Origin of the sequence: Enterococcus sp. S183_ASV_20, assembly GCF_018919685.1 — a bacterium.
Classification (GTDB): domain Bacteria; phylum Bacillota; class Bacilli; order Lactobacillales; family Enterococcaceae; genus Enterococcus; species Enterococcus faecalis.
In genome coordinates this window covers 1-15,890 of record NZ_JAHLRI010000050.1, presented here as the reverse complement: position 1 = coordinate 15,890, position 15,890 = coordinate 1, and the positions used below count along the sequence as shown (strand labels likewise).

Here is a 15,890-nt window from a genome sequence, read left to right as displayed (position 1 = left end):
GGTATTGCCTTGGCGTTCCACTTTTGGACTTGAAAAATCGGACTTAACTGCTGGACGCTCTTGTTTGGCTTGTTGAGATTCCTTATATGAAGTCTGAATATTAGACTGTTTTGAGGTCTGTTCATCATGATATTGTTCTTGTCTTGTAGTCGGTCTTTCATGAACAGAAGAAGCAGGCTGTTTTTTCTGTTTGACCTGTTCCATTTCAGAGCGACGCTCTGCAATGGTTTTGCGTCTTTGTTCCTGCTGTTCCTTGCGTCCGCTGGCTCTGTCTGCTCTGGTTTGAGAAATACTGGAAGTTAGGTCACGAACATTTTCTTTTGCTTTGGATTTTCCTTGATACACTGCATATCTTGCATTGGTCGGAATATCCTTAACCTGTTCTTTGAGATTACCAGCAGAATCAACGATTTTATCTTTGGTATCAGCAACTGCTCCGATTGTTTGTCCGATACGTTTTCCAAGTGTTGATTTTTCCTGTCCGTCTGGACGGGTGTGATCTGCTTGTGTCCTACCAGAACTACCCGACTGTCCTTGTTTTCCTGTAGCACTGGCAATGGCAGAGCCAGCACCTAAAGCTGTCATGGAGCGTCCAAGTTTACGCTGTAGGCGGTGCATATGAGCGTGCATAAGCATACGAGGTTTTCTCATCACACGACTTCCCACACTTTGAGAATCGTTGCTTTGAAGCGAAAACATACTCATTAAATCGCCCAGTTTGAAGTAGATTCCTGCAAAGGTCACAATCTGTAGAAAGGCAATCAAAAAGAACGGATAACCAGCCGATAAGGTATAGAGCATGGTTGAAATACTAAAGGCTGTCGTAATAATCAGCGTGATTCCAGCTCGTGTCAAAATGGTATTAAAGAGTTTAGTAATGGCTCGTTTCGACATACCATCAAAAGATGGAATCATACTTAAAATAAAGCTCACAGGCAGAAACATAGCATAGATGATAAAAAGCACCTGCGAGAAAATCATGATTCCTGTTAGTAGGAATACGAATATAGAAATCCCGATATTGAATACAAAGAGAAAGAAGACTGTACCCAAGCGGTTAATAGTTTTTGTAATCGTCATGTTCACATTGTTTCTGTCTTCGATTTCTTCTGCTACAATTTTTTCTCTGTCTTCTCCATTATTACTGTCTGGACTGGTTGAAAGTAGACTTTCCACACGGTCAGCACCAATACTTTCAATGTCTGAACTGTTGTATTGAAGCAGTAGCCACGGTTGTTGAACCTGTATGGAAAATAGGCTGTCACGTATCAAGTCCACACTGTCCTTGCCTTGACTATCGGAATGGGGCATGACAATTTTTGTGCCAAGTGATAAGCTGGCTTGACTGATGTCTGATGAAAAATCATTGATTTTTTTAATGTAGTCGGGAGCGTAGGCAATAAAGGAAGCTGATAGGATAAATACCATGACAAAGTTCACAATGGCATGAATCGCTTTTGTAGTTTCTCTTTTTATCAGTCCTGTATAGGCAACATAAACCCCAAGAACCAAAATCAAGAGTAAGAGGAATCCAACATAGAATCCCTCTGTTGATAGTCCGCTAGGCGTAACTCCTGCAAGGGTCTGCATATTCTTGCCAATGGAATCTGCTGTAGCAGAAATGAAGTCAAGGGAATAGGCTTCTTGAACTAAGTAGCCAGTCGCATTGGAAACATAAAGACTGATTGTCCAAATAAAATTGGTAATGGCATATAAGCCATACATGACTTGTTTTCCAATTCCGTCCGACCAGTTCCACGGTAGCCAGCCCCAGCTATTATCAACATAAAAATCCAGTTGATAGTTTTCAAGTGGGTATCGGCTGTACTCATTTGCCACATTGATTGTATCATCTACCAAGCCCGCAGCTTGAACCACTGTTCCCATCATGGCTAAAAGAAAAATGGCAATCACAAGTGTGAAAGCCACTGTCATTGCCACTTTACCTAGACGCTTCAGCGTCCAGTTTGATTTTATTCTGTTTAATATTGATGGTTTCACATTTACACCTCTTTTCGCACAGGCGGTCTGGTATCAAAGGCATGGAGCAGTTCTTCAAATACAGGGTGGAACTGTATCACACCGACACGACCATATAAATCACTGATAAGGCACTGTCCATTTTCCAAATCACGCAATCGCTTCTGATTATTTTCGTCCTCTGGGTCAACGCCGAAAAAGGCAAGGGTCTTTTTAATCTCGTTAAGGTCAGTAGAGCGGAACGCAAATTTCAAACCAAGATTATTTTTCAGCTTTTCATCTAAAAGGTCATCTGTATTCTGGGTCACGAAATATACCCCAGCGTTCATAGCACGTCCAGCACGAACCAGTTTCATAGACAGTGTTTTACCTTGTGCCACCTGTAAGAAGCTCCACGCTTCGTCTAAGTCAACAATTTTAAAAATGCTTCTGTCTGTATGGATAAAGTCTAACGCAAAGGTACTAATGACAATCAGCATTGCCACCGATAGTAACTCCATTGTGGTATATTCCTCAAAGGAGGTTTCTTTATCGGGAAGTACCAAGTCGGCAACCTGTATGATGTTCAGTTGTTTTTCAAGACTGATAGACTGCTCCACATATCCATCACTAAAGAGCAGATGTGCAAAGTCATAGTCTGTAAAACTTTCGATATGGTCGGCTATGCTGGTGCTTATTTGAGTTCCCTCAACCCGTAATTCCTCAATCACTTTCAGAAGACCTCGCACTTCACTATTAGTTACAGCACGAATGGCTTTTCGTAGAACAGGGAAACGGTCAGAATCTCGTGATGAAATCCCCGTAAGGAACGTCAAAATGTCGATTGCCAGTGATTCAGAATCTTTGGGATTTTTCATAATCACGTAAGGGTCAAGTAAGCCTTTATTTTTCTCATCAGAAGTCAGATTGACAATATTAATTTCGTGAGCGATTTCTGGCAAGGTTTCTTTCCATCTGCCACGTTCCGCTTTCGGGTCAACAATCACTGCTTGTGCCCCATAAAGCACTGCATAATAGACGATAAGGTTATTCGCAAAGGATTTTCCACCGCCTAGCGAACCTACAAAGGCAGACGCTAATGCATTGGTTACTGAACCCTTAACCCCTTGACTGGCAAGAGCAGGTTTGAGGTAGACATTGCGTCCTGTATCTAAGCTATAGCCAACATAAATACCCTCATTTTCGCCAAGCATTTGAGTAGCACCGAAACCAAGTCCAGCTAAGAAATCAGAGGTTACATACTGAATATAGTCATTCATATAACGCTTGCTTGATGGTAAAAATTCTTCATGTAAGCCCAGCATATCTCCAAATGGTCGTACCAACTTGACACTTAAATCGTCATAAAAATCTTTCACTTCATTACAACGACGTTTCAATTCGTCCAAGTCATTTGCGGAAACACGCACCACATAAGAGAGCTTATACATGGATTCCTTGCTTTGGTCTAAATTATTTTCCAGCTCATTGACACTTTCCAGAGCTTCCGCCACATTAGAGCTGGTTTCGTTATCACTTTGCCATGCGTGGTTATCTAGGTCTTTTAGTTCTTTCTTTTTATTACGAACGGTGCTTAGTGCTTTACGGTTTGCCACGATTTCCACATTCATAGAAGTATCAATCGGGAATGTAAATTGCTGTTGCTGGTAGTAGAAGATTTCAGAGGACGGAAAGTCCAATTCGCCGACAATGCTGTTGATGGTAAAGTACGCCACATAGACGGTTTCGTCTTCCTGTTGAATTTTTAGGTATCGCTGTTTTTCTTCCACCAGACAACGGGTCGGTTTAATAAGGTCATAATATTTAATCAGCGTTTCATTATCCAGCTTCTTCTTTGATAGATGGTACTCATAATCTTCATAAGCTGTACCTGTCTGTCCATAAAGATGTTCAATCAGATAGCCGAAGTCGTCCTTATCCAGTCTACGGATTTTGAAACGACGAGAGATTTTATTTTCCAAGAGCTTTTCCATCTTCTGAAAACGCAGGATTTCATCATTACTCATGCTGACAAAATCGCCCATTAGCTTATGGTTCACATCATAGACAAAATCAGACAAAGCATTTTTGGCTTCAACGGTAAGACTTTTCATAGAAAACTCTTGATCGTTGAGAAGCAACTTAAAGCCGATAAAGAAGCGGTAGTCCACTTGATTTTCGCCAATCATGGATATTAAAGCGTCTGTCTGTTGGTCGATTTTGTCATAGGCAATTACTTTGAGTTTGCCAGTTACTTCCTCTTTGGAACGTTCTTGTGCAGAACGTATGCTGGATTCTGTACTGATTTGTAGAGCATGAATCTTGCCATCACGATTTTGTGCGATAAGCTGTCTGAAAGAATCATGCACTTGTATTTTCTGTTCTGGACTTAGGAATGAGTAATTGTAAGGAATAAGCTCATAATAGGCGTAACATTCGCCATCTTTATTCCAGACCAGATTATTTTCAATGTATTTAATTGGATATGCCATAAAATTCACTCCTAACTGTCGTAATGGCTTCTTGTGGCTGGTTTCTGCCAAGGGTTACTTTTTTCCCTGCATAGGTCAGCTTTGGTCGCAGTGCATAAGCAATGACAGACTTCAAAAATCCATAAGGCTTTTTACCATCAAAGGTTTTTGTAGACATAAACCATGTGAAAGCCACAGGAATTCCAAAATATTTGAGAAATGCTCCCTCAATCATGGAAAGAGGTGGCAAGTTGCCAAGTATCATAACCGCAAACAGTGACACGACAAACCACGTCATTTGCGTAAAGGTTATGGGAAACGGAAGTCTAAAATCGTTGATGGAGTACAGCACTTTCTCAACAGACCAAATACTGGTATAGCTTCGTATTTTCTTCATAGAATCAATCCTTTCAATAGACGATTTCAAAAATCCCATAATTGGTTGTGATAAAAGTTCCCGAAATTTCTAAATCACGACCATAGGATTCGTAATCAATATAGTTTTGAAGACTGGTTGGCACTTCGCCCAATACTCCAGTTTCTTCAATGTAGTAACGTGCGACATCTGCCATATCATCACAATCCGAGTGAATGATAATATCCTCTTGATGTTCGCTTAGTTCCTCAATACTTGAAAAATGAGTGAGCAGAGCAGATAGCTCGGATTGTAGTTCCTCTGGCAACTCCGATACCATTTCCCATAGGCGATTGAGTTCGCCAATAGAAGTGTATTCGTCAACCGTAAAGGGTAACTCATAATCGTGAATGGCGTATTCCTCGTATTCATCATTCAAGCCGATTTTCTCTTTGACTTCTTCAAAATCAATGGGAAAGGTAAACCAAGCACCGACTAATTCTCCTTCATTGTATTTACCTAAGTTGGCAATATAGACTTGCATATCGTCCATGTGTTCACGTCCTTTCTTTGTAGAGATTCAAAAATCCCTACCGCACTTCGTTTGGTGTACCATTCTTTTGCGGAACATAAGAAAACCACTTATATTCCACAAAATAACGGTTTAATTTAAGCACCGATAATGCGATTAAATAGCTCTAATAAAATGTCTTTTACTCCAGCAGCGTTGAACACCAAGCCCACCGCAATAATCGCAATGATGAGAAAGCCAATCAGTTTACTAAACTCACGCTTGAAGCCAAGATACAAGCCAATTACAACGATTGCTAAAAGTACCAGTGATTGAGCATTTGATAGAAACCAGTTATAAAGGTTTTGTCCAAAATTCATAAAAATGTTCTCCTTTCTGTATGCAGTGAATTTGTATTTAAGTTATTTTTTTGTCGTTATCACGTCCTGTTCTTTTACCGACTGTTGCTTTAAAATCTGCTTGTGTCGGTCTGTCAGTTTCGCATGGTCGAGAATGTCTTTCACAACCTGCGTCTGGTTAATTTCATCAAGTGTAATAGCAACCTTTAAGGTCGGGGCGACTTGATGAGATAGCCAGTTTAGTGTCCTTTGGAAAGAGTAAGGCTCTGGTTTTGTGGTTAGCTTTAATCGTTCACGATTGTTTCCAATAAACCATGCCCATTCTTCATTGAGTTTCCAATCGGAACGTGCTTTTGAATCGTCCTTATCCACAAAGCGGATATACCGATTGATAATCTTAAAAGCTGTATGCTCTGGATTATCATAGACAAGTAAATCACGTACTGCATAATAGGCACGCTCATTTTTTAGTCGGATTTCAAAACGGTTTTTAACCTCTGCGTCTTCAATGGGAATATCATTTTTCTTGTACTGCTCATAGTCCTTTTCATAGATACAGAAATAGACTTCGCTTTGTAATGAACCGATATAAAGCGTGTTTCCCATACATTCCTTTTCATCTTTGCGTACCAGTTCGCCACTGCGATAGCTCTTGAAACTGCGTAACACCGAAATACACTCTTCCTGTAGGCATTTTTCCGTCAGTGTGGGAATATTCAAAATCCCTGTTTTATCGTTGATGGCAAGGTCAAGGCGTTTCATCACGCCACCAGCCACCAAAGCGTCCATAAAGAACTCATACCAGCTTCTTTGTTGTGCTAGAAGATAGCTTTCAAATTGTCTGCACCCACGACCTTTTAATTCCACCAGAACACCTTTGTCTATCTCATGAGAGCAGAGAACGAATATATCGCCTAAGGCATAATGTTCTGAATAAGAATAAAAGCCATAGTCTTCATGAAGAAAATAGGAAAGTTTCAATTGCAATATTTCTTCAACCACATGCTGTACGTCCATTGTGGGAAAGCGAATCCTTACATAGTCAAAGAGCATTTCAAGTGGGGCATCGGGATTGAAGCGTTCCAGAGTTTCCCAAAGGGATTGTTGCAACTCGTCTGATGGCTTAACCTTGCCAGTTTCAATGTCGCTAAGATATTGCCTTGTAATGCCTGTAGCAATAGCCAGTCGGTTTTGAGATAGCCCATAAGCCAACCGTTTTTCCTTTAAATGCTGTATCAAAGTTTGTTCATTCAGTTAAATCCCTCCAATTAAAAAAGGTATGTCAACTATTGAAGCTCATTTGACATACCACGAAATTTTCTAAACTCCTTGTAACCAAAGAATTTTCTGCTATTTTTTTGACTGTTTCCTGTCGATTTGTACCCCCCTGTTAGATACGGGGGGTTAGGTGCTGGCGTGGCTATCGCCACACCAGCCAGCAAGATCAGTCCACACCTGCGACTTTCGCTTCGCACGTCGCCTGCGTGGACTGTCTGCTGTTGGTTAGTTTTTTTATTTCCTCCAAAAAGTCATGACCTTTTGGTACTAAGGGAGTGTAAAATTCTGATATGACACTTGTTCCCACATCAACATAGCCACGACCTTTGATTTGTTTTAAGAAGAAATCTTTTTGTACATCACTGCCAAACATCATGCCATAGCCCATTTCAGACATTCTTCCAAGTGCCACTCTGAAATTAAACTGGTCACGGATTCCGTCGCCTAAATATTTTGCGTCTGGACGTTGACAAGCCAGTATTAAAAAGAAGCCAGCTTGACGACCTAACATGACAATCTGTTTGAGCTTGTTTAAGACTGCGGTATTTTCTTTATTTCCCAGCATTTCCATGAAAGCCACGTATTCATCAAAGATAAGAAAGTTTGCAGGAAGTCCTAAGTAGGCATAGTTCTCGCCAGTCTTATAGTTTTCCATCTCTTTCATAGCTTCACTTCGTGCCATCATTTCATCATAGAAACGGTCAATGCAGGAGAGCATATCTTCTTTTCTGTAGTAGACATTCCCCATCACAGAGCCTAAGTCGGCAAGGTCGGCGTTCTTTGGGTCAAGAATATAGAGCTTAGAATCTGTATAAAGCAAGGCTTCAATCAGTGTCAGTATAAAGTAAGTTTTACCGCCACCTGTACCACCAGCTATGAGCATGTGAGGGAGCTTGTCATATTCCCACCATACGTTTTCCATCAAGCGTAGTTTGCCATCTTTGGCTTGGACTTCATCAATAGAAATACGACTGGCGATGGTGTCATAGAGCAGGGTATATTCCACATAAGAATCTTTTAACTCTTTATCCGTCAGCTCACAGTACAATCCGCTTTCTAATTTCTTTTCCAAGTGTAGGAGCTGGTCTTGATATTTTCCTAGCGTGATTTCCACTCGCATCTGTATTAAACCATCTTTAAGGCGATAAAATATTTTGGGAAAGTAGGTTATCTTTTCCTTAGTACGACTGGACGAATCTTTGAAGAAGCCATCTGTTTTGACCTGTTCCGATTCATACCACTTGTTTTCAAGTACCATCTTAGCCAGCTTTTGACGGTGGTACAGTTGTTTTACTGTATCATATCTATATCTTTTGAATAGAAATGCCACCAGCAAGCAGACAAGAATTGCGACACTAACACTAATAACTAAATAGGGAATGTGAATCTTGTCTACTTGTGATAGGTTAAAGTCCTGCCAGTTAATCTGCTGGATTGTCTTCACATGAAACAGTCCGATAACCAGCAGGAAAATTGGCAGTAAGGACGCTACTGTAAAATGAAAGACTAAATCCTTGTCACTTGGGCGAATCCTTTTACCACGAATGCCAAACTGTTTCATGCGGGATTTCCTCCTTTCTCTCTAGTGGAAGTAGCATGACTATTTATCCGTGGCTGGCTCTTTTTTAGGTTGTGGCTGATTTTTAAAGGTACTGGAATCTTTCGTCAATACAATATCGTCTGCCTTGATATACCAGTCAACATCTGCCCCTCGGAAGGTAGCGGTAGCGACGGTATCTGCAACTGGATTGATGATTTCCACTTTTGCGTTATAGTCAAACTCTTTCAAAGGAACACTGGCAGGAATACTCACTTGAATCATACGTCCTTGCCCTTTGGATTTTAAATCATAGGTACGTTCTTTGATTTCATCTGAAACCGTACCGTCGTCATTTTGGATTCGTACTTCACGACGGAGTGCTGAAAACTTTAATTCTCCAAATGTAGCGTCTTTATCTAATACAATGCCATTAGGTAATCTCATCATTTTTCCTCTCTTTCTTTATTCTTTTATCATGTCGTCCGCATGTAAAAGGTAATTTGTGAATCCACGAGTACCAATTTTATAGCCCTCTGCGGTAATACGTGGATTGACTAACATTACACGTTCCTCAAAGCCGAAATGTTTTTCTCCAGCTTCAGCAGGAAGCACCACCACAATATCATCTGCTCTTTGAACGTCAGAATAGAGGTTGTAGCTTCGAGATAAGACAGTTAATTGTCCGTTGATTCTTCGCTGTTCTACTTTATCCTCGCCAGCAAATTCTAAATTGCCAAATGTTTTTTCCATGTTGGGAATCACAAATTTAAGTTCCATATTTTTACCTATCCTTTCTTTTTATTGTTTGATAAATCTTGTTTGTTTGATGGTCTTAAAGGGAGGGGAGCGACCTTTTGATTCTTGATTTTCTGTTTTCATAAGTTCACTTCCTTTCAAATATTGGGTAAAAAAATAGACACCTCATTTTTTGAAGTGTCTACCTATTAAATATTCAATTTTATTGGAAGTATCTTTGTATCTTCACTTTTCAAGGATAAATCGTCGTATCAAAGCTCATTCATAAGTAGTAAATTAGTAGTAAATTGAGTGGTTTTGACCTTGATAAAGTGTGATAAGTCCAGTGTTTATGCGGATAATTAGATTTTTATACTGTTTTTTACATAAAAAATACATTAACTTTACCTATTTTTATCTTAATGAAACAGCTTTGCTCTCGCGGTTGCAAGAAATAAATGTTAAAATCAAAAGGTATGCTATTAAATGTTTTTTTGGAGGTTGGGTCATGATAGAAGTTATCGACTTGAAAAAAGTATTCGATAATGGGTTTGAAGCGTTAAAATCGGTCAATTTTACGATTGAGCAAGGGGACTTGGTTTGTTTGTTAGGACCAAGTGGGTGTGGGAAATCCACAATTTTAAACTTAATTGCAGGTTTATTACATCCAAGTGATGGAGATATTCAGTTTCGACAGCAATCGGTTGTCAAAACAGCACCAAAAGATCGGAACATCGGATTCGTTTTTCAAAACTATGCCTTATATCCACATATGACTGTTCTAGAAAACGTAATGTTTCCTTTGACGGTAGGAAGTAAGAAAGTTCCCAAGGCAGAGGCACAAGCTATTGCCGAAGAATATATGAAACTAACGAATATTGAAGAGTTAAGCCATAAAAAGCCAGGCACACTTTCTGGTGGTCAACAACAGCGTGTTGCGATTACCCGGGCGTTAGTTCAAAAACCAGATGTTTTATTATTAGATGAGCCTTTAAGTAACTTGGATGCACGTTTGCGTTTGAAAATTCGTGAAGAAATCCGCCGCTTGGTGAAAGAAGTAGGCATTACAACAATCTTTGTAACGCACGACCAAGAGGAAGCGCTATCAATCAGTGATAAAATTATTTTATTAAACGAAGGGGTTATTCAACAAAATGATGAACCTCAAAACCTTTACTTAGAACCAAATAACTTATTTGTTGCTCAGTTCATAGGTAACCCAATTATTAATTTATTGTCTGTTGAAGTGAAAGACGGCAAAATGTACCACGAAAGTTTTGAAATTCCGCTTGAGCGTTTTGAGCAAGCACGCTTTAAAATGCCAATGACTGATGGGAAATATACGTTTGCTTCTCGTCCAGAAGATGTGGTACTAACTGAAACAGGTCTCTTTACCACAACGACAGATTTAGTGGAATTGATTGGTCGAGAACGTATTTTACGATTTACATTAGGAAATGAACAAGTGAAATCAATTGTAAGTGTAGAAGAAGCGATTGAAGAAGGAGACACTTTATCTTTTGATTTTTCATATAAAAAAGTATTTATCTTTAACGAAGCGGGAGACCGGGTTTACTAATGAAAAAATACAATCCAGAAATTCAACCAAAAGCATGGCTCTTCCTTCTGCCATCATTAGGAATCATTTTACTGTTTAGCGTTTATCCGCTGTTTCGTTCTTTGTGGATGAGCTTCCAAAAAGGTTCCTTAATTAACCAACGCTACGCTGGTTTAGAAAATTATCAACGTGTATTGAATGATCCAATCTTCTATAAAGCGTTAAAAAATACAGCGCTCTATGCATTTGCTGTGGTACCGATTGCCTTGATAATTTCCCTAGCAATTGCTTGGATTATCTTTGAAAAAGTTAAACATAAGAGTTTCTTTGAAACGATTTTCTTTATGCCTTATGTAACGAGTACGATTGCCATTGGGATTGTCTTCCGTTACTTCTTTAATGGCGATTATGGAATTGTCAATTACGTCTTAGGCTTTTTCGGCATTCCTTCTGTCAACTGGCTAGATAATGTTCAAATGAGTATGCCAACATTGATTATTTTTGGGGTTTGGACGAGTTTAGCATTTAATATTATTATTTTGTTGGCTGGGTTGAGAAATATTGATGAAGAACACTTTAAAATAGCGAAAATGTTTGGTGCCTCAGACGGCGAAATTTTCCGACGTATTACGTTTCCGCAACTAGTCCCGACCATTGCCTTTTTATTAACGGTCAATTTAATTGGCGCCTTTAAAGTTTATACACAAGTTTATGCTTTATTCGGTGGTCGTGCGGGGATTGCCAATAGTGCCACAACCGCAGTGTACTATATTTATGACAAATTCCACATTGCAGGGCGTCCCGGAATTGCGATGGCCGCCACAGTGATTTTATTTGTGATTATTTTAGTGGTCACTTTCTTACAAAATAAACTCTTAAAGAAAGTGGGGCAATAAGCCAATGAAAAAAGTTTTAACGATTATCGCATTTGTTTTCTTAGGCATTTTAGCCGTTATTACGTTATTTCCATTTGTCTATATGATTTTAGCTGGTTTAATGAGTTACTCTGAAGCGACCAGCATGCCGCCAACCATGTTTCCGAAACAACCACAATGGCAAAACTACACAGAGGTCTTTCAAAAAGCACCCTTTCTTCGGTATTTCTTGAACACAGTCTTTGTTTCAGGCGTTACAACGATTGCTACGGTAGTCACCGCCGTGTTAGCTTCATTCGCGTTAACGAGTTTGAAGTTCCGTTTTAAAAATGTGGTCATTGCTTTGATGATTTCGTTGTTAATGGTTCCGTATGAATCTATTATTTTTACCAATTATCAAACGATTGCGCAATTAGGTTTGTTAAATACTTACAGCGCCTTAATTATTCCATTTTTAACTAGTATTTTTTATATTTACTATTTAAACGGGTATTTAAAAGGTATTCCTGATACTTTTTATAAGGCTGCCAAGATTGATGGCGCTAGTGATTTAGAATACATTTGGCGTATTTTAGTACCAATGTCAAAACCAGCGTTGGTAACAGTAGGGATTTTAACATTTATTTCTAGTTGGAATTCTTTCTTGTGGCCATTGTTGGTGACGAACGAGAAAAAATACCGTCTATTGAATAATGGACTATCGGCCTTTGCGACAGAGAGCGGTAGTGACGTACATTTACAAATGGCTGCTGCAACATTAACCGTTATTCCAATTTTAATTATTTACTTGATTTTCAGAAAAGAAATTATCAGAGGAGTTGCAAAAAATGGAATCAAAGGCTAAAACAACTGTGACTTTTCACAGTGGCATTTTAACAATTGGAGGAACCGTGATTGAAGTGGCGTATAAAGATGCCCACATCTTCTTTGATTTTGGTACAGAATTTCGACCAGAATTAGATTTGCCTGATGATCACATTGAAACCTTAATTAATAATCGTTTAGTGCCAGAATTAAAAGACTTATATGATCCACGTTTAGGTTATGAATATCATGGTGCAGAAGACAAAGAGTATCAACACACCGCTGTTTTCTTATCTCATGCCCATTTAGATCATTCGCGCATGATTAATTATTTAGACCCAGCTGTTCCGTTGTACACATTAAAAGAAACGAAAATGATTCTAAATAGTTTAAATCGCAAAGGTGATTTTTTGATTCCATCACCGTTTGAAGAAAAGAATTTTACCCGAGAAATGATTGGTCTTAATAAAAACGATGTGATTAAAGTTGGCGAAATTTCAGTGGAAATCGTACCTGTTGATCATGATGCGTACGGTGCTTCGGCATTACTGATTCGCACGCCTGACCATTTCATCACATACACAGGTGATTTGCGCTTACATGGCCATAATCGTGAAGAGACTTTAGCTTTTTGTGAAAAAGCCAAACATACTGAATTATTAATGATGGAAGGCGTAAGCATTAGCTTCCCAGAACGTGAACCAGATCCAGCCCAAATAGCGGTTGTCAGTGAAGAAGATCTTGTTCAGCACTTGGTTCGTTTAGAACTAGAAAACTCGAATCGACAAATTACCTTTAATGGTTATCCAGCAAACGTGGAACGTTTTGCTAAGATTATTGAAAAGTCACCACGTACAGTCGTTTTAGAAGCAAATATGGCTGCGTTGTTACTTGAAGTATTTGGAATAGAAGTTCGTTATTATTATGCTGAATCTGGTAAAATACCAGAATTGAATCCAGCGTTAGAAATCCCGTATGACACGTTACTAAAGGACAAAACAGACTATTTGTGGCAAGTTGTGAACCAGTTTGACAACCTCCAAGAAGGTAGTTTATACATTCACAGTGATGCACAACCGTTAGGGGACTTTGATCCACAGTATCGCGTGTTTTTAGATTTGTTGGCTAAAAAAGACATTACTTTTGTCCGCTTAGCTTGTTCAGGACATGCAATTCCAGAAGATCTGGATAAAATTATTGCATTGATTGAACCTCAAGTATTGGTTCCAATCCATACGTTAAAACCAGAAAAACTGGAAAACCCGTATGGTGAAAGAATATTGCCAGAACGTGGCGAGCAAATTGTTTTATAAATTTTTTTAAGGGAGAGAAAAAAATGAAGTTCAAAACTCTAGCAACAACAGTGTTAGCAACCGCAGCTATTTTCGCATTGGGGGCTTGTGGTAACGGTAATGGGGCCAAAGAATCAAACGATATTGTGAAAGAAGTGAAGGAAGATACGACAATCACTTTCTGGCATGCAATGAATGGGGTTCAAGAAGAAGCGTTAACAAAATTAACGAAAGACTTCATGAAAGAAAATCCAAAAATTAAAGTGGAATTACAAAATCAATCTGCTTACCCTGATTTACAAGCCAAAATCAATTCGACTTTAACTTCACCAAAAGATTTACCAACAATTACGCAAGCGTACCCAGGCTGGTTATGGAATGCTGCACAAGATGAAATGTTAGTGGACTTAAAACCATATATGGATGATGACACAATCGGCTGGAAAGATGCAGAACCAATTCGTGAGGTATTGTTAGATGGCGCCAAAATCGACGGCAAACAATACGGCATTCCATTTAATAAATCGACAGAAATGTTATTCTATAATGCTGATTTGTTGAAAGAATATGGTGTTGAAGTACCGAAAACATTAGAGGAATTAAAAGAAGCTTCTAAAACAATTTACGAAAAATCCAACAAAGAAGTCGTTGGTGCTGGTTTTGACTCGTTAAATAACTATTACGCAATTGGAATGAAAAACAAAGGCGTTGATTTTAATAAAGACTTAGATTTAACAAGCAAAGATTCACAAGAAGTCGTGGACTATTACCGTGATGGTATCGAAGCAGGTTACTTCCGCACAGCTGGTTCAGATAAATATTTATCTGGCCCATTTGCAAACAAAAAGGTAGCGATGTTTGTCGGTAGTATTGCTGGTGCTGGTTTTGTTCAAAAAGATGCTGAAGCTGGTGGCTATGAATATGGTGTTGCACCACGTCCTGAAAAAATCAACTTACAACAAGGAACAGATATTTATATGTTCGATAGTGCTACGCCAGAACAACGGACAGCGGCATTTGAATTCATGAAATTCTTAGTAACGCCTGATTCACAATTGTACTGGGCACAACAAACAGGTTATATGCCAATTCTAGAATCTGTTTTACACAGTGATGAGTACAAAAATTCTAAGACAACCAAAGTACCTGCACAACTTGAAAACGCAGTAAAAGATTTATTCGCTATCCCAGTAGAAGAAAATGCTGATTCAGCCTATAATGAAATGCGGACAATTATGGAAAGTATTTTTGCTTCATCAAATAAAGACACGAAAAAATTATTGAAAGATGCAACGTCACAATTTGAACAAGCATGGAACCAATAATCAATAAATAAACAGACGTGGGAGGTTGGGATCTGAGTCGTTATGGCTCGTGTTCTAACCTTCCTGTTCTTTTGGGCGGAAGAAGGAGAGAAACAAAATGCAAATAAAAATTTTAGCAACAAGTGATATGCATGGGTATATTATGCCAACAAGTTATAGTGAAAAAAAGATGGATTTGCCTTTTGGAACCGCAAAAGCAGCAACCATGCTGAAAAAGTTACGTGCGTCTGCCAAAGGACCAGTTTTTCAAATTGAAAATGGGGATTTTATTCAAGGTTCGCCGCTTAGTTACTACGTAAGAAAAGCAGAAACACATTCAGTGGAAGCCATCACTAAAATCATTAATCAAATGAATTATGATGTTAGCGTTTTAGGTAACCATGAATTTAATTACGGTTTAGATTATTTAAAGGAAACGATTGCCAGTTATCAACAGCCAGTTTTAGCTGCCAATATTCTTGGTAAAGATGGACAACCTTATTTCGGTCAGCCGTATGTCATCATAGAAAAACAAGGGGTTAAAGTAGCCATCCTTGGCGTGACGACTCAATATATTCCTCATTGGGAACAGCCGGCAACAGTCAAAGATTTAACGTTTAAAAGTGTCGTTGAAACAGCGGCAGAGTACGTGCCAAAACTGCGGGAAGAAGCGGACCTAGTTGTTGTCGCTTACCATGGTGGTTTTGAAAAAGATTTAGAAACAGGGGAACCCACGGAATTACTAACAGGAGAAAATGAAGGCTACGATTTATTGGAAAAAGTTCCTGGGATTGATGCCTTAGTCACTGGTCACCAACATCGAGAAATTGCTACAAAACTGAATGGAAT

At 39.0% G+C, this 15,890-nt stretch carries 16 protein-coding genes; 6 read left to right on the top strand and 10 right to left on the bottom strand.

The window, feature by feature from the left end:
- The 10 genes from KQI94_RS12680 to KQI94_RS12635 all read right to left on the bottom strand — a co-directional run.
- Positions 1-2,001: YtxH domain-containing protein (locus KQI94_RS12680; RefSeq protein ID WP_216454468.1), on the bottom strand; the 2,001-nt coding region annotated here is incomplete at its 3' end.
- A gap of 2 nt (positions 2,002-2,003) precedes the next feature.
- Positions 2,004-4,451 carry an ATP-binding protein gene (locus tag KQI94_RS12675; RefSeq protein WP_002368314.1) on the bottom strand — a complete coding sequence of 816 codons (2,448 nt, stop codon included), beginning with the start codon at positions 4,449-4,451 and terminating at the stop codon, positions 2,004-2,006.
- Positions 4,435-4,827 (bottom strand): conjugal transfer protein, encoded by a 393-nt coding sequence (locus KQI94_RS12670; protein ID WP_025186755.1) that lies wholly within the window; start codon positions 4,825-4,827, stop codon positions 4,435-4,437. Before KQI94_RS12670 ends, KQI94_RS12675 begins: the two co-directional genes overlap by 17 nt.
- 13 nt (positions 4,828-4,840) lie before the next feature.
- Complete coding sequence (locus KQI94_RS12665; RefSeq protein WP_002368312.1) at positions 4,841-5,338, bottom strand: antirestriction protein ArdA; 498 nt, start codon at positions 5,336-5,338, stop codon at positions 4,841-4,843.
- Between the two features lie 116 nt (positions 5,339-5,454).
- A complete protein-coding gene (locus KQI94_RS12660) occupies positions 5,455-5,676 on the bottom strand; it encodes a hypothetical protein (RefSeq protein ID WP_001009056.1) in 222 nt (73 codons plus the stop codon).
- Between the two features lie 42 nt (positions 5,677-5,718).
- Positions 5,719-6,909 (bottom strand): MobT family relaxase, encoded by a 1,191-nt coding sequence (gene mobT / locus KQI94_RS12655; protein WP_253296177.1) that lies wholly within the window; start codon positions 6,907-6,909, stop codon positions 5,719-5,721.
- 32 nt (positions 6,910-6,941) lie between these two features.
- Positions 6,942-7,097: a hypothetical protein gene (locus tag KQI94_RS12650; RefSeq protein ID WP_002390709.1), complete on the bottom strand. Its 156-nt coding sequence runs from the start codon at positions 7,095-7,097 to the stop codon at positions 6,942-6,944.
- Positions 7,098-7,099: 2 nt separating this feature from the next.
- Positions 7,100-8,494 (bottom strand): FtsK/SpoIIIE domain-containing protein, encoded by a 1,395-nt coding sequence (locus KQI94_RS12645; protein ID WP_002368310.1) that lies wholly within the window; start codon positions 8,492-8,494, stop codon positions 7,100-7,102.
- Between the two features lie 39 nt (positions 8,495-8,533).
- The gene (locus KQI94_RS12640; RefSeq protein ID WP_000985040.1) at positions 8,534-8,920 is read right to left on the bottom strand and encodes a YdcP family protein; all 387 of its coding nucleotides are present in this window, start codon (positions 8,918-8,920) and stop codon (positions 8,534-8,536) included.
- A 15-nt stretch (positions 8,921-8,935) separates the two neighbouring features.
- Positions 8,936-9,250, bottom strand: coding sequence for a YdcP family protein (locus KQI94_RS12635; protein WP_000420681.1), 315 nt, complete (start codon positions 9,248-9,250; stop codon positions 8,936-8,938).
- A 466-nt stretch (positions 9,251-9,716) separates the two neighbouring features.
- Between KQI94_RS12635 and KQI94_RS12630 the strand changes: the two genes are divergently transcribed.
- The 6 genes from KQI94_RS12630 to KQI94_RS12605 all read left to right on the top strand — a co-directional run.
- Positions 9,717-10,787 carry an ABC transporter ATP-binding protein gene (locus KQI94_RS12630; RefSeq protein WP_002368307.1) on the top strand — a complete coding sequence of 357 codons (1,071 nt, stop codon included), beginning with the start codon at positions 9,717-9,719 and terminating at the stop codon, positions 10,785-10,787.
- Complete coding sequence (locus tag KQI94_RS12625; protein WP_002368306.1) at positions 10,787-11,662, top strand: sugar ABC transporter permease; 876 nt, start codon at positions 10,787-10,789, stop codon at positions 11,660-11,662. The genes KQI94_RS12630 and KQI94_RS12625 overlap by 1 nt, the downstream gene beginning before the upstream one ends.
- A 4-nt stretch (positions 11,663-11,666) precedes the next feature.
- On the top strand, positions 11,667-12,485 hold the full coding sequence (locus KQI94_RS12620) for a carbohydrate ABC transporter permease (protein ID WP_002355144.1): 819 nt from the start codon (positions 11,667-11,669) through the stop codon (positions 12,483-12,485).
- The gene (locus KQI94_RS12615) at positions 12,469-13,758 is read left to right on the top strand and encodes an MBL fold metallo-hydrolase (RefSeq protein WP_002368304.1); all 1,290 of its coding nucleotides are present in this window, start codon (positions 12,469-12,471) and stop codon (positions 13,756-13,758) included. The genes KQI94_RS12620 and KQI94_RS12615 overlap by 17 nt, the downstream gene beginning before the upstream one ends.
- Before the next feature lie 23 nt (positions 13,759-13,781).
- The gene (locus tag KQI94_RS12610) at positions 13,782-15,062 is read left to right on the top strand and encodes an extracellular solute-binding protein (RefSeq protein WP_002368303.1); all 1,281 of its coding nucleotides are present in this window, start codon (positions 13,782-13,784) and stop codon (positions 15,060-15,062) included.
- A 97-nt stretch (positions 15,063-15,159) separates the two neighbouring features.
- Positions 15,160-15,890, top strand: a 731-nt coding sequence (locus KQI94_RS12605) for a metallophosphoesterase (RefSeq protein WP_216454464.1), incomplete at its 3' end; no start/stop codon positions are given.